Here is a 13,981-nt window from a genome sequence, read left to right on the forward strand (position 1 = left end):
GGGCGTGAACATCATCCTGCTGGGGCCGCCGGGCGCGGGCAAGGGGACCCAGGCGCAGCGGCTGGTGGCGAATCGCGGCATGGTGCAGCTGTCGACCGGCGACATGCTGCGCGCGGCGGTCAAGGCGGGCACCCCCGTCGGGCTCCAGGCCAAGGCGGTGATGGATGCGGGCGAGCTGGTGTCGGACGCGATCGTCTCGGCGCTGATCGGCGAGCGGCTGGACCAGGCCGAGGCGGAAGGCGGCGCGATCTTTGACGGCTATCCGCGCACCGCAGCGCAGGCCGAGGCGCTGGACGTGCTGCTGGCCGAGCGCGGCAAGTCGCTGGACCATGTCATCGAGCTGGCGGTGGACGAGGATGCGCTGGTCGAGCGGATCACCGGCCGCTTCACCTGCGCCTCGTGCGGCGCGGGCTATCATGACAGCTTCAAGCCGACCCAGGTCGAGGGCGTCTGCGACGTCTGCGGCTCGACCGAATTCAAGCGGCGTCCCGACGACAATGCCGAGACGGTGCGGACGCGGATGGCCGAATATCGCGCCAAGACCGCGCCGATCCTGCCGATCTACGAAGCGCGCGGCATCGTGACGCGGGTCGACGGCATGGCCGGGATGGACGATGTGGGCACGGCGATCGACGCGATCCTCGATCGCTGACCGACCGCATGACGCGATGGCAAAGGGGGCCGCTTCCGATCGGGAGCGGCCCCCTTTTTTGGACGTTTCCAAGGGGGATCGACATTGAGCTATGCGTTTCCTTCCCTCGCCCCTCGCAGAGGGGAGAGGGTTGCGCAGACTTGGCCTTTGCGAGAGCAAAGGCTTAGTCGGAGCTGGGTGAGGGGTGGGCGCTCGCGAAGCGAGCGCGCGAGCCTTTGGGCTTGCTCAACCCCTCACCCAAGCTGCGCTAGCCAGCAGGCTGGCAAGCTCCGCTAACCCTCTCCCCTGTCCAGGGGAGAGGGAAGAAGAAGACGCCATCCCGAACGTGTCCATCGGCCCTAGGTCGTGACGGGGGTGCCAGCGTCACGGGGCAGGAGTTTTTGGAAGTTCTGCCAGGAGTCCGTCATTTCCGTCAGTTCGTGGCGTTGCCGGTCGGTCAGCATATTTTGACGACCGGAATTCAAGGACTTGTTCACCAGCGCGACGATCTGCGAAACGCGTGTGTCCGCATCCTCGCCGCTGCGGGCGATGGTGAGGGTGGATGCGGCGAGGTCGGCCCGGATCGGGGTGGCGTCAGCCATCCTGTCGAACACCCGGCCGAGGATCGCGGTGGCTTCCTCCTTATGCTCGGGGGCGATCAGGCGGTCGGCGATCGCGGTCATCTTCATGTGCTTCAGCGCGAATTCGGCCGCATAGGTGGTGTCGGTGCGCTGCCCCTGCTGCGGCAGGACGCTCGTCAGCGCGGCAGTGAGAGCCTCGTTCGCCGATGCGCCGTCCTTCAGCATCCCATAGAGCGGGGCGACATCGGCCGCGAAGGGCGCGGTATAGGGATTGGTGACGAGCGTGTTGCCGGTATCGCCTAGATCGATACCCCCGCCGCGCCCGATCACGTCCTGGCGGGCGGCGAGCAGCGCCTTGACCGTCTTGTCATAGGTCACGGAGTCCTGGGGTTTCGCGACGGACCCCTTCTCCAAGCTCTCCAGGGCCTCGAACGCCTCGCGGGAAATCGAGATGGTGGTCGGCCCCTTCGGCTTGTCGAAAGGCGATGGCGCCGACGCCGGGGCGTCCTGGCCCGACAGCGGGCTGAAGCGGATCGGAGAGGCGGACGAAACGGGCGAGATCATGGTCTTTATGACGGCCGTTTCATCTGAATCCTAACCGATTTATCTTTGCCGCCGCGTCGCCGCCTGTCATCGTTTCGCGCCTATGACCGCGCTGATCGCCGATTATTACCGCCATCTCACAGTCGACCTGCGACGGTCCGACCACACGGTGCGGGCCTATGTCGCCACGGCCGGGCGGCTGTGCGGCTTTCTGGCGGAGCATTGGGGCGAGGCCATGGACGGCGGGGCGCTCGCCCGCCTGACGGCCGCCGACCTGCGCGCCTATCTCGCGCGGCGTCGGGGGGAGGGGCTGACATCTGCGTCGACGGCGCGGGAATTGTCGGCGGTGCGCCACTTCCTGCGCTGGGCGGGCGCCGAGCCGCCGCCGATGAAGGGCCCGCGCCGCAAGCGGACGATCCCCCGCCCACAGGCCCCCGCCGACATCATGGCGCTGGGCGAGGATGTCGCGGAAAACGCCGCCGAGCCCTGGATCGCCGCGCGCGACTGGGCGGTGCTGATGCTGCTCTATGGCGCGGGGCTGCGGATCGGGGAGGCGCTGTCGCTGCCGGCGGGCATCTTGCCGCTGGGCGAGACGATCCGCGTCACCGGCAAGCGCAACAAGACGCGGATCGTGCCGTTGCTGCCCGAGCTGCGCGCCGCGATCGAGACCTATGCCGCGCAGATGCCCTTTGCGGTGGCGGGCGACGAGCCGCTGTTCCGGGGCGCCAAGGGCGGGCCGCTGTCGCCCACGATCATCCGGCGCGCGGTCCAGGCGGCGCGGGAGCGGCTGGGGCTGGCGGCGCGGACGACGCCGCACGCGCTGCGGCACAGTTTCGCCACCCATTTGCTGGGCCGGGGCGCCGATCTACGCCAGCTTCAGGAACTGCTCGGCCATGCCAGCCTGAGCTCGACGCAAATCTATACCGAGGTCGATGCCGCGCGGCTGCTCGACATTTACCGGACCGCGCATCCCCGCGCCTGAGGCGCGGGCGGATCATCGCTCGCCGCGCGGCTTCCAGGTGAAGACCCGCCAGAGATAGCCGACCGCGATCGCCCCCGTCATCACGATGGCGGCGGGGCCGACATAGCGGTCGATCGCCTCGAAATTGGCGCCCAGCCAAAGCCCCGCATAGGCCAGGATGGCGTTCCAGATCGTGCTGCCTGCAAAGGTCCAGATCAGGAACTTGGCCAGCGGCATCCGCGTGATCCCGGCGGGAAGCGAGATCAGGGTGCGGAAGGCGGGCATGAAGCGGAACACGAACACCACCCAGCCGCCATGCCGGACGAAGAATTCGTGCAGCCGCTCGACATCGCGCCATTCCATCGTCAGCCAGCGGCCATGGCGATCGATAAAGGGGCGGAACCGCTCATAGCCGATATAGCGGCCGACCGCGTACCAGGCATAATTGCCCGCCGTGGTCCCCGCCGTGCCCCACAGGATCAGCGGGATCATCTCCATCTGCCCGCGCGCGACCGCCATGCCGCCCAGGCCCATGATGACCTCGGACGGGATGGGGGGCAGGATATTTTCCAGCGCCATCAGCAGGAAAATGCCGAAATAGCCGCCCCAGGCGATCAGGTTGAGGATGAAATCGGTCATGCTTGATGGACTGTACCGCCGAACGCAGGGGCGGTTCCCGTATCGCTGCGGCGAACGCGGCGAAAGGGGGAAGCCGCTTGACGAGGCGAGCGGGTTGCGCGAACCCGACGACCATGGCCGACACGTCCCCCTCATCGCCCAAATCGTCGGAAGCGAAGGATACGCTGCGCTTCTTCCTGAAGCTGGCGCTGTTCGTCTTCATCCTGCGCAGCTTCATCGTCACGTCTTTCGTAATCCCGTCGGAATCGATGCTGCCGCGGCTGTTGATCGGCGATTACCTGTTCGTGACGAAGTGGAATTACGGCTATTCGCGCTGGTCCCTTCCGTTCGGCGTCCCGTTGCTGCCCGGCCGTATCCTGGGCCGCGATCCGGCGCGCGGCGATGTGGTGGTGTTCCGCTCGCCGGGGCCCGACGACCATGACGTCATCAAGCGGGTGATCGGCCTGCCCGGCGATACGATCCAGGTGACGAACGGGCAGGTGATCCTGAACGGCCGTCCGGTCCCCAAGCAGCGCGTCGCCGATTTCGTCCTGCCGCTGACCCCCAATTTCGGGCCGACCGAATGCGGCGCGGCCTATCTCGACTCGGTCGGTGGCCGGTCGGTCTGCCGCTATCCCCGGTTCCGCGAGACGCTCCCGGGCGGCAAGAGCTATGACGTGATCGACCAGGGCAATTTGCCCGATCGCGACGATACCGGCGTCTATACCGTTCCCGCCGGGCGGGTCTTCCTGATGGGCGACAATCGCGACGATTCGGCCGACAGCCGTTTCGCGCCGCCGATGGGCATGGGGATGATCCCGATGGACCGGCTGGAGGGGCGCGCCGCCGTCACCTTCTTCTCGACCGATGGCTCGGCGGAGTGGATCAAGCCCTGGACCTGGGTGACTGCCGCGCGCTGGAAGCGGATCGGAGAAGGGTTTTGAGCGCGGTGGATGACTGGCTGAAGGCGATCTTTGGTCGCGCGCCCGCCGACACCGCGCCGTTCCAGCGTGCGCTGACCCATGGCAGCCAGGCGGCGGAGAATTACGAGCGGCTGGAGTTTCTCGGCGACCGGGTGCTGGGGCTGGTCATGGCCGAATGGCTGTGGGAGCAATTCCCGAACGAGCCCGAGGGGCAGCTGTCGCGGCGGCTCAATTCGCTGGTGACGGGCGCCGTCTGCGCCGATGTCGCGCGCGACCTGGGGGTGCGCGAGCATCTGCGGCTGGGCAAGCAGGCGCGCGATGACGGCGCGTCGGACAGCGACAATGTGCTGGGCGACGTGATGGAGGCGCTGATCGGTGCCTGGTATCGCGAGGCGGGGCTGGACGCGGCGCGCGGCTTCATCCGCAAGGCCTGGGGCGACCGCGTGCATGCGCAGGGCAAGGCGCCGCAGCATCCCAAGTCGGCGCTGCAGGAATGGGCCGCCGCGCATAATCGCAAGGCACCCGAATATGTGGTGACGGATCGCTCGGGACCGCACCATGCGCCGCGCTTTACCGTGGCCGTCCGGATCGGTCGCACGGCGGAGGCCAGCGCGAGCGGCGCGAACAAGCAGGAGGCGGAGACGGCCGCCGCCAAGGCGTTGCTGGCGAAGCTGAAGGCCTGAGCGGGGGTGGGGCCGGGGCGTGGGCTTGGACTTCGCTCAGCCTGAACGGCTGTTTGACAGGAAGGCCACGCGTCCCAACCTCCGTTCAGCCTGAGCGAAGTCGAAGGCCAAGCCCCGACCCCGCCCAGGCACCGAAATCAACGCCCCCTGGCGGCCGCTGCGTCCTTCCTCGCCTGAACCTTCGCGCGGTGGTGTCCGATCGCGCAGCCCGCGACCGCGCCCAGCACCGCATGGCCCTTGCCGACGAAATGCCCGGCAACGCCGCCGACCGCCGCGCCCTTGAGGCAGCCCTTGGCCGAGGCGGGGCCTGCCACCGTCAGCAGGATCGCGGCCGACAGGGTGGTCATCAGGGTCTTCATGACACGCACTCCTTTGCGAAAACGGAGCGGGGATATGGCCGGTGACGAATGGCCGGGTACTGATCGCGATGTGACGATCCGTCCATGCGGGCTTTTCCTTGCAGGCAGGGCCGCTTCGCCTGTACCGCTGGGGCATGACTGAACAACGTTGCGGCCTCGTGGCCGTCGTCGGCGCGCCCAATGCCGGAAAATCCACCCTCGTCAATGCGCTGGTCGGCCAGAAGGTCGCGATCGTCAGCCCCAAGGCGCAGACGACTCGCGCCAAGCTGCTCGGCGTGGCGATCGAGGGGGATGCGCAGATCCTGCTGGTCGACACCCCCGGCATCTTCGAGCCCAAGCGCCGCCTGGACCGCGCGATGGTCGCCGCCGCCTGGGAAGGCGCGGAGGGGGCCGACATCCTGGCGCTGGTCGTCGACGGCAAGGGCGGGATCGGGCCGAAGGTGACCGCCATCGCCGAGTCGATCGCGCACCGGCCCGAGCCCAAGCACCTGATCCTCAACAAGGTCGACATCGCCGACAAGGCGCGGTTGCTGGGCCATGCCGAAAAGCTGAACGCGGTCGTGGCGTTCGACGAAATCTGGTTCGTCTCGGCGCAGACCGGCGACGGCCTGCCCGAGCTGAAGGCGCATCTGGCGAAGCTGATGCCCGAAGGGCCCTGGCATTATCCCGAGGACCAGGTCTCCGACGCGACCGAGCGCGCGCTGGCCGCCGAGGTGACGCGCGAGCAGATCTATCTCCAGCTCCATGCCGAGCTGCCCTATGCCAGCGCGGTCGAGACCGAGGCCTATAAGGAGCGCGAGGACGGATCGGTCGAGATCCACCAGCAGATCCTGGTCGAACGTCCCACCCAGCGCGCGATCGTGCTGGGCAAGAACGGCGTGCGGATCAAGGAGATCGGGGCGAAGGCCCGCGAGGAGCTGTCGCGCATCCTGGGGCACAAGGTGCACCTGTATCTGCACGTGAAGGTGAAGCCGGGCTGGGACGAGGATCGCTCGGTTTACAAGGATATCGGGTTGGACTGGGTGGATTGATTGTTTGGGGTGGGGGCTCGGTGAGACACCAGGCCCTCCCCCATCCCCTCCCGCTTGCGGGAGGGGCGTGCCTAGTCCAACTAGGCAGCGCTTCAAAAAGCGATACGCTCGTAGCTTATGCGGTCCATCAGTCTTAAAGCACGCCCCTCCCGCAGGCGGGAGGGGATGGGGGAGGGCCGGGGGCTAGGCACCAACCTCACCCAACCGCCCCAAGGCCCATGCCGCCGCCTCCACCACCACCGGATCGGCATCCCCCAGCAACCCCCGCAACACCGGCACCAGCTCCGCCGCCCCGCTATTCCCCGCCGCGATCGCCGCATTGCGTACCATCCGGTTCCGCCCGATCCGCTTGATCGGCGACCCCGCGAAGATCTGCCGAAAACCCGCATCGTCGAGCGACAGCAAATCCCCCAGCTCCGGCGCGGTCAGCTCGGCACGCGGATGGAACGCCATATTCGCCTGCGCGGCGGCCGCGAACTTGTTCCACGGGCACACCGCCAGGCAATCGTCGCAGCCATAGATGCGGTTGCCCATCGCCGCCCGGAATTCCTCCGGGATCGGCCCCGCATGTTCGATGGTCAGATAGGAGATGCACCGCCGCGCATCGAGCTGATAGGGCGCGGGAAAGGCGTCGGTCGGGCACGCCCGCTGGCACGCGTCGCACCGGCCGCAGGTGTCGCGCGCCACCGCATCGGGCTCCAGTTCCAACGTGGTGTAGATCGCCCCCAGGAACAGCCAGCTGCCATGCTCGCGACTGACGAGGTTGGTATGCTTGCCCTGCCAGCCCAGCCCGGCCGCCTCGGCCAGCGGCTTTTCCATGACCGGCGCGGTGTCGACGAAGACCTTGAGGTCGCAAGCCCCCTCCTGCGCCAGCCAGCGGCCCAGCGCCTTCAGCTGCCGCTTCACCACGTCGTGATAATCGGCACCCTGCGCATAGACCGAGATGCGCCCGATCCGCCCGTGATCGGCCAGCCGCATCGGGTCCTCGGCGGGGGCATAGCTGACGCCCAGCGAAATGATGCTCTTCACCTCGGGCCACAGGCTGGCGGGGCTCTGCCGCTGGTGCGCGCGGTCGGCCATCCAGATCATCGATCCGTGCCGCCCCTCGGCCAGCCACTGGTGCAGCCGCTCGACGGTCTTGGGCGCGGCGTCGGCATGGGTGATGCCGATCGCGGCAAAGCCCAGTTCGGCCGCCTTCGCCTTGATCCGGGTTTCCAGCTTGTCTTGCGCCACGCAGGCCCGCTACCACAGGCGATCAGGGAGGAACAGTTGCGTGGATAATCAGTGGGCGGTCACCGCCTCGGGCCTCGCCAAACGCTTCGGGGATCGCCGGGTGGTCGACGGGGTCGACATCGCGGTGCCGACCGGCGCGGTGTACGGCGTGCTGGGCCCCAACGGCGCCGGCAAGACGACCACGCTTCGGATGCTGCTCGGCATCATCGAACCCGATGAGGGGCAGCGCACGCTGCTGGGCCATGCCCATCCGCGCGATGCCAGCGACATGGTCGGCTATCTCCCTGAGGAGCGCGGGCTGTACCCGGCGATGAAGGCGCGCGAGGCGATCGCCTTCATGGGCGCGCTGCGCGGGCTCGACTGGGCGACCGGGCGCGCCCGCGCGGTCGAACTGCTGGAGCAGGCCGGGCTCGGCCACGCCGCAGACAACAAGATCCGCAAATTGTCCAAGGGCATGGCGCAGCTTGTCCAGCTGCTCGGCTCGGTCGTGCACCGCCCGAAGCTGCTGGTGCTGGATGAGCCGTTCTCGGGCCTCGACCCGGTCAACCAGGAACGGCTGGAGGCGCTGATCCTGGGCGAGCGCGACCGGGGGGCGACGATCCTGTTCTCCACCCATGTCATGGCGCATGCCGAGCGGCTGTGCGACCGGCTGGCGATCATAGCGGGCGGACAGCGGCGGTTCGAGGGGACGGTGGACGAGGCGCGCGGCACGCTGCGCTCCTGGGTCCGGTATCGCCCGCGCGATCCCGCGCAGGTCCTGCCGCCGCTCCTGCCCGCCGATGCGGTGCGCGACGGCGAGGACTGGCGATTCCCGTTGCCCGATGAGGGGATCGAACCGGTGCTCGGACGGCTGCTCGCGGCCGGGGCCGGGGTGCTGAACCTGTCGATCGAGCGCCCCAGCCTGCACGAAGCCTTTGTCCGCATCGTCGGTGCGCCCGCCGAGGAGATCGCGGCATGAATTCCACCCGCCGCCTGATCCGCCAGACGATGACGATCGCACGCCGCGATTTCATCGCGACCGTCTTCACGCCGATCTTCCTCCTGTTCCTGTTCGCGCCGCTGATCATGGTCGCGTTCAGCACCATCGGCGCGATGGGCGCGGCGCAGGCCGCCGATCACGGCGCCGACCATGTCCGCATCGTCGCGATCGTCCCCGAGGCCCTGGCGGGCAGCTTCGTCGAGGCCGACCGGCGGTCGCGCGCCATCTTCCGCCGCGACGAGGAACCGCCCGCGCTGGTCACTCTTGCCCCGGCACGCGATCCGGCGGCCCAGGCGCGCGCCGCGTTCGAATCGCGGGACTATGACGCGACCGCGGTGCTCTATGGCCCGCTCGACCGGCCGACCCTGCTCTATGGCGCACGCGGCTCGCGCGCGGCGGATTATCTGGCCGTGCTGGCGGGCAGCGCGCTGGCGGCCGAGCGGCTGGGCGGGGAATTGCCGCGCGTCGCGCCGACCAAGATCAGCTTTTCGCGCCAGCGCGCGACGCTGGGCGGACAGAACCAGACCGCGTTCCTGGCGGTGTTCGGCGTGTTCTTCCTGACCCTGTTCCTGGCGGGGCAGGTCGTCGGCACCATGGCGGAGGAACGCTCGAATAAGGTGATCGAGGTCTTGGCCGCCGCCGTGCCGCTGGAGGCGGTGTTCCTGGGCAAGCTGCTGGGCATGTTCGGGGTGGCGGTGCTGTTCGTCGGCTTCTGGGGCACGGTGCTGGGCCAGGTGACGAGCGTCCTGCCCCCGGCGTTCAGCGGGATGGTCGGCGAATTGTCCCCGGCAGTCGGCCTGCCGATATTCGCGATCCTGTTCGTCAGCTATTTCACCATGGCCTATCTGTTGCTGGGATCGGTATTCCTGACGATCGGCGCGCAGGCGACCACGATGCGCGAGATCCAGATGCTCTCGCTGCCCATCACCATCGTCCAGGTCGGCATGTTCACCCTGACGCTGAGCGGCCTGTCCAAGCCCGACAGCTGGCTGGCACGGGTGGCGGAGATATTCCCGCTATCCTCGCCCTTCGCGATGGCGGGCATGGCGGCGGCGAGCCCCTCGCTCTGGCCGCATGCGCTGGCGCTGGCGTGGCAGGCGCTGTGGGTGGCGATCTTCGTGACGCTGGGTGCGCGGCTGTTCCGGCGCGGCGTGCTGCAATCGGGCAGCACGCGGCCCTTCTGGCGGCGCAAGGGCTGACCCCCTGTCATCGGGCGGCGGCCTTCCTATCTTGGAGGCATGAGCACGCAACCTGCCGATCGCCGCGCCTTTCTCTCGCTTGCCGGGCTGGGGCTGGCGGGGATGGGCCTGTCCGCCTGCGGCCGCGAGGCGGTGGCCGCCGAGCGCTATCCGGTGGCGATGAGTGACGCGGCATGGCGGCAGAAGCTCGGCCCGGCGGCCTATGCGGTGTTGCGGAAGGAAGGGACCGAGCGGCCCTATAGCAGCCCGCTCAACGAGGAGCATCGCAGCGGCGTCTTCGGGTGCAAGGGATGTGGTCAGTCGCTCTTTTCGTCCAGGACGAAGTTCGACAGCGGCACCGGCTGGCCGAGCTTCTGGGCATCCCTGCCTCGCGCGGTCGGCACCACGTCCGATCGGTCGCTGATGATGGAGCGGGTGGAGGTGCATTGCAGCCGCTGCGGCGGGCATCTCGGCCATGTCTTCGACGACGGGCCCAAGCCGACGGGCAAGCGTTATTGCATGAACGGCGTGGCGATGACGTTCCGGGCGGGGTGAGGGGGAAACGGCCCTTCACGATGCGCAAGGTCGCAGCATGGGCTGCGCGCTGGGTGAGGTGTTCCCTTGGCCTTCGACTTCGCTCAGGCTGAACGGGGGTTTGGAAGAGGAATGGGGGCAGCTTCCGCCCCGTTCGACCTTATCCGGTCACGCTGCGCGACGCCCAAGCGTATGTCCCGCGTGATGCGCTGGGCTTTCCCGACCATCGCCGATGCGGGCCGGGCGGAAAATCTTACTGGGTCGGGGCCGCGAAGGTCAGGATGCCCGAGACCCGGCTGTCGGTGCGCGAGGCGATCTCGTTGGCGGGCATGGCGCTGCTCGGTGCATGGTCCGCATAGATGAAGCCCTTGGTCGGATAGGCCGACGTGCCCAGGTCGCCATTGGGGCCGTACCACACCTTGACCATCGACCAGTCATTGTCGGGCGAGACGTCGATCGCGCGGACGTCGCGCTCGATGCCGCCGCGGCGCGACCAGTTGGCATGGGTGAGCAGGACTTCGCGGTTGCTGACGACCCGGCTGACCATCGCGACATGGCCGACGCGCATCCGGTGGGTGGCTTCGAAGGCGAGGACCGATCCTTCCTTCGGGGTGTGGCCGCGCTCGTAACGGCCCTCGGCCTGGCCCCACCAGGTGTTGGCGTTGCCGTGAAGATCGATGCCCGAAATCTCGCGGGCATAGGGTGCGCACTGCCAGAACTGCGCCGCAGCAGGGGTGGCCATCATCAGGCCGCACGATGCCATCAGCGCGAATCGCACTGCAAATGCCTTGAACTTCACATGACCCCCCGGTCGGAATGTCGGTGTGAGTGTCGATTAACCGGGGATAAACGGGTTGGAAAGCGCAGGCGCAACCATATCCGGTGAACGGTGTTGCGGCGGCGATGACTTGAAAATCCGGCGGCGAAACGAGTTTTTCGTTCCTCGTTTCGCCGCGCGGCAGGCTCGCTTTATCGTCCGAGCAGGCGGTCGACCGTAACCTGGGTCACCGAATGATAGCCGGGACGCGCCTTGTCATAGATTCGCCTGGCCAGCGCCTGGCCCCATTCGCCCTGTCCCTGAAGCTGCTGGAACAGCGGTGCGACGAACTTGCGGCGGCCCTGCGCGGTCAGGAACTGCTCGGCCGACGCCTCGGCGGGCGGATAGCGATTGGCGAGCGCGAGCCGCAGCCAGGCGAAGCGGATCTCGCTATTGCCCGTCCCGTTCCAATGGAAACGTCCATCGAGCGCGGCGAGCCTTTCGGCGGACAGCTGGCGGGGCAACTGGTCGAGGAAGCGGACATATTCCTGCGTCGTGACCTTGTCCGGCACCGCCGAGACCGGGCCACCCGCCGCGAAGGCCCTGGCCGCCGCGTCGATCGCGGGGAAGGCATCGGAGCGGACATGGACCGCATTGGCGGGAATGCCGGGCTGATAGACCCATTGGTCGACGCCGATCCTGGCGTCCTCGCCGGGCTTGAGCAGGTTCTGGCGCAAGTCGGCCAGGAACCCGGCGCTCGTCTGCGGCTGGAAGGCATGGCGGTCGAAATAGCCGCGCAGATAGGCGTCCCAGCGTGCGCGCCCGACGACGGACTCGATCGTCCGCAGGAAGGTCGCACCCTTGTCATAGGCGATCTGGGTCATGCCGTCATCGGGATCGCGCGCGGCATTCAGGTCGAGATGCAGCTTGGTGTCGGGCGACTGCGGGCCACCGGCTTCCTTCACCGCATTCTGCATGTCGGTCCAGGCCAGGTCCGCCTCCATCGCGGCGCGGCGCTTGCCGTACATCGACTCCATGATCCGGTTCTCGAAATAGCTGGTGAAGCCCTCGTTCAGCCAGAAATCGTCCCAGGTCGCGTTGGTGACGAGGTTGCCCGACCAGCTATGCGCCAGCTCATGCGCGATCAGGCTGACGAGGCTGCGGTCGCCCGCCAGCACGGTCGGCGTGGCGAAGGTCAGCATCGGGTTTTCCATGCCGCCGAACGGAAAGCTGGGCGGCAGGACCAGCACGTCATAGCGGCCCCAGCGATAGGGGCCGTACAGCCCCTCGGCGGCGGTGACGAACTTGTCGAGCCCGGCGAATTCCCAGGCCGCCTTGTCGAGCATCGCGGGCTCGGTCCAGATGCCGGTATGGGCGCTGAGCGGCTTGAACTTCAGGTCGCCGATCGCGAGCGCGATCAGATAGGGGGCGACCGGCTTGTCCATGCGATAGCTGGCGGTGTGGCGGCCATCGTTGCAGGGCGTCTCGCCGGTCCGCTCGCCGCTCATCACCACGGTCAGCGCGCAGGGGGCGTTGACGGTGGCGTCCCAGGTCTGGCGGATGCCGGGCGAATCCTGGGTCGGAATCCAGCTGCGGTTGAGGATCGCCTCGCCCTGGCTGAACAGATAGGGCTGTTTCTTGCCCGCCGTCTGCTCGGGCGACAGCCATTGCAGCGCCTTGGCTCCCGGCGCGGAGGCATAGGCGATCTTGACCGTACGCTGGCCGTTCAGCTTGATGGTCAGCGGCGCGCCGTGCACCTTGTCGTTCGCGCCCACGCTATAGGGCAGGGGCCGGTTCTGCGCATCGGTGACGGTGACGATGCGCAGGCCGTTGTCGTCGACGACCAGCTGCCGGGCATCCGGCCTGGCATCGACCGACAGGGTCGCGATGCCGCGCATCACATGGGTGTCGAAATCGGCATAGAGGTTCAGCGAGACATGCGTGACCCGCGCCTCCAGCGGTCGGGCATAGCTGTGCACGTCGCGCGCGTCGGGGCTGGCCAGGACAGGCGCGACGGTCGGGGCGGGGGCGGGGCTTTGGGCGGCGAGCAGCATCGCCAGGGCGGCAACGGACATGGATACTCCGGATGGGACAGGATGATTGCACTATAGCCCGCCCGGCCCGGATTGGGAGGGCTCTGGACCCGGGCGGCCGGGATACCCAGTTAGAAGCGCATGGATGAATTGACGCTGGCCGTGGTCGGGATCGACTTTCCCAATGAGGACAAGGCGCGGAGCAACCGGCGCTTCGAGCTGCTGGCATCGGCCGTCGGCGATCCCGTGACGCTGCGACCCGAGCCGCGCAACCGGCACGATCCCCATGCGGTGGCGGTGTTCAGCGTGCGGGATGTCCAGGTCGGCTATCTCTCCGCCGAACGCGCGCCGCTGATCGGTGCCCGAATCCGGCGTGGCGAGGTGGTGCGCGCCGTCTTTCAGGGGCTGAGCGGATCGGTCGCCTATATCCGGGTCCGCTTCGGTGGCGAGCCGCCAAGCCTGCCGCCTTTGCGCCCGGACGCGCCCGCCCAGGGCGATGATTTCTTCCCCGACCCGGACGGCCCCGACTGGGGCGCCTGAGCCCCTGTCCCGGGCAACAAAAAAGGGAGCCGAAACGGCCCCCTTTTCCGTGCATGTCACCATGCGATGATGGCCGGGGCGGGCCCAGACCCGCCCCCGACGATCAGTTGCTGTCCGCGTTATCGTCCTTGACGATCGCGACGACGCCGATGGCGACCACGCCAGCAGCGATCAGCGCGGCGAGGATGCCGCCGCCGGCCAGCTTGTTGCCCTTGGCGGTCGGAGCCGAGGCGCGGACCGACTTGGCGACCGACAGGCTCGAAGCGGCGTTGGTCGGCGCAGCGGCGACCGGAGCAGCGACGAGGGCGGTGGCAGCAACGGCAGACAGGAACTTCATCATATATAATCTCCCATGGCGAACTACAGCCAAGACGCGGCGTTGTTCTTCGTCCCGATA

16 protein-coding genes are annotated in these 13,981 nt (G+C 68.0%); 9 read left to right on the forward strand and 7 right to left on the reverse strand.

Going from position 1 to position 13,981, the window contains the following annotated elements:
* Positions 1 to 4: 4 nt before the first annotated feature.
* The gene (locus QE363_RS05495; RefSeq protein WP_309698100.1) at positions 5 to 652 is read left to right on the forward strand and encodes an adenylate kinase; all 648 of its coding nucleotides are present in this window, start codon (positions 5 to 7) and stop codon (positions 650 to 652) included.
* Positions 653 to 990: 338 nt separating this feature from the next.
* Here the strand turns inward: QE363_RS05495 and QE363_RS05500 are convergent, their stop codons facing one another.
* Entirely contained in the window at positions 991 to 1,776 is a 786-nt protein-coding gene (locus QE363_RS05500; RefSeq protein WP_309692863.1) for a hypothetical protein, read from the reverse strand.
* Positions 1,777 to 1,858: 82 nt separating this feature from the next.
* Between QE363_RS05500 and QE363_RS05505 the strand changes: the two genes are divergently transcribed.
* Complete coding sequence (locus tag QE363_RS05505; RefSeq protein ID WP_309692866.1) at positions 1,859 to 2,737, forward strand: tyrosine recombinase XerC; 879 nt, start codon at positions 1,859 to 1,861, stop codon at positions 2,735 to 2,737.
* A 12-nt stretch (positions 2,738 to 2,749) separates the two neighbouring features.
* On the opposite strand, the gene QE363_RS05510 is transcribed toward QE363_RS05505, so the two are convergent.
* Entirely contained in the window at positions 2,750 to 3,355 is a 606-nt protein-coding gene (locus QE363_RS05510) for a DedA family protein (RefSeq protein ID WP_309692871.1), read from the reverse strand.
* A gap of 113 nt (positions 3,356 to 3,468) precedes the next feature.
* Here QE363_RS05510 and lepB point away from each other — a divergent pair, with 113 nt between their 5' ends.
* Entirely contained in the window at positions 3,469 to 4,278 is an 810-nt protein-coding gene (gene lepB, locus QE363_RS05515) for a signal peptidase I (RefSeq protein ID WP_309692874.1), read from the forward strand.
* A 5-nt stretch (positions 4,279 to 4,283) separates the two neighbouring features.
* Entirely contained in the window at positions 4,284 to 4,940 is a 657-nt protein-coding gene (rnc, locus tag QE363_RS05520; protein ID WP_309692876.1) for a ribonuclease III, read from the forward strand.
* A gap of 137 nt (positions 4,941 to 5,077) precedes the next feature.
* Here rnc and QE363_RS05525 read toward each other — a convergent pair whose 3' ends face one another.
* The gene (locus QE363_RS05525; RefSeq protein WP_309692879.1) at positions 5,078 to 5,299 is read right to left on the reverse strand and encodes a hypothetical protein; all 222 of its coding nucleotides are present in this window, start codon (positions 5,297 to 5,299) and stop codon (positions 5,078 to 5,080) included.
* Between the two features lie 134 nt (positions 5,300 to 5,433).
* Between QE363_RS05525 and era the strand changes: the two genes are divergently transcribed.
* Positions 5,434 to 6,330, forward strand: coding sequence for a GTPase Era (gene era / locus QE363_RS05530; RefSeq protein WP_307103023.1), 897 nt, complete (start codon positions 5,434 to 5,436; stop codon positions 6,328 to 6,330).
* Between the two features lie 183 nt (positions 6,331 to 6,513).
* On the opposite strand, the gene queG is transcribed toward era, so the two are convergent.
* The gene (gene queG / locus QE363_RS05535) at positions 6,514 to 7,563 is read right to left on the reverse strand and encodes a tRNA epoxyqueuosine(34) reductase QueG (protein ID WP_309692882.1); all 1,050 of its coding nucleotides are present in this window, start codon (positions 7,561 to 7,563) and stop codon (positions 6,514 to 6,516) included.
* A 40-nt stretch (positions 7,564 to 7,603) separates the two neighbouring features.
* Here queG and QE363_RS05540 point away from each other — a divergent pair, with 40 nt between their 5' ends.
* Genes QE363_RS05540 through msrB form a run of 3 tightly spaced genes read left to right on the forward strand, consistent with a single transcriptional unit; the run spans position 7,604 to position 10,275 of the window.
* The gene (locus QE363_RS05540) at positions 7,604 to 8,521 is read left to right on the forward strand and encodes an ATP-binding cassette domain-containing protein (protein ID WP_309692885.1); all 918 of its coding nucleotides are present in this window, start codon (positions 7,604 to 7,606) and stop codon (positions 8,519 to 8,521) included.
* A complete protein-coding gene (locus QE363_RS05545) occupies positions 8,518 to 9,741 on the forward strand; it encodes an ABC transporter permease (protein ID WP_309692887.1) in 1,224 nt (407 codons plus the stop codon). Before QE363_RS05540 ends, QE363_RS05545 begins: the two co-directional genes overlap by 4 nt.
* Before the next feature lie 39 nt (positions 9,742 to 9,780).
* Positions 9,781 to 10,275 carry a peptide-methionine (R)-S-oxide reductase MsrB gene (msrB, locus tag QE363_RS05550; RefSeq protein ID WP_309692890.1) on the forward strand — a complete coding sequence of 165 codons (495 nt, stop codon included), beginning with the start codon at positions 9,781 to 9,783 and terminating at the stop codon, positions 10,273 to 10,275.
* A gap of 232 nt (positions 10,276 to 10,507) precedes the next feature.
* Here the strand turns inward: msrB and QE363_RS05555 are convergent, their stop codons facing one another.
* Positions 10,508 to 11,017, reverse strand: a complete 510-nt coding sequence (locus QE363_RS05555) for a CHAP domain-containing protein (RefSeq protein ID WP_309698102.1) — start codon at positions 11,015 to 11,017, stop codon at positions 10,508 to 10,510.
* Positions 11,018 to 11,223: 206 nt separating this feature from the next.
* A complete protein-coding gene (locus tag QE363_RS05560; protein WP_309692894.1) occupies positions 11,224 to 13,086 on the reverse strand; it encodes a M1 family metallopeptidase in 1,863 nt (620 codons plus the stop codon).
* A 99-nt stretch (positions 13,087 to 13,185) separates the two neighbouring features.
* Between QE363_RS05560 and QE363_RS05565 the strand changes: the two genes are divergently transcribed.
* A complete protein-coding gene (locus QE363_RS05565; protein WP_309692896.1) occupies positions 13,186 to 13,584 on the forward strand; it encodes an HIRAN domain-containing protein in 399 nt (132 codons plus the stop codon).
* Between the two features lie 103 nt (positions 13,585 to 13,687).
* On the opposite strand, the gene QE363_RS05570 is transcribed toward QE363_RS05565, so the two are convergent.
* The gene (locus tag QE363_RS05570) at positions 13,688 to 13,924 is read right to left on the reverse strand and encodes a hypothetical protein (RefSeq protein WP_309692899.1); all 237 of its coding nucleotides are present in this window, start codon (positions 13,922 to 13,924) and stop codon (positions 13,688 to 13,690) included.
* Positions 13,925 to 13,981 lie beyond the last annotated feature (57 nt).

It is taken from the genome of Sphingomonas sp. SORGH_AS_0870 (assembly GCF_031453175.1).
Classification (GTDB): Bacteria; Pseudomonadota; Alphaproteobacteria; order Sphingomonadales; family Sphingomonadaceae; genus Sphingomonas.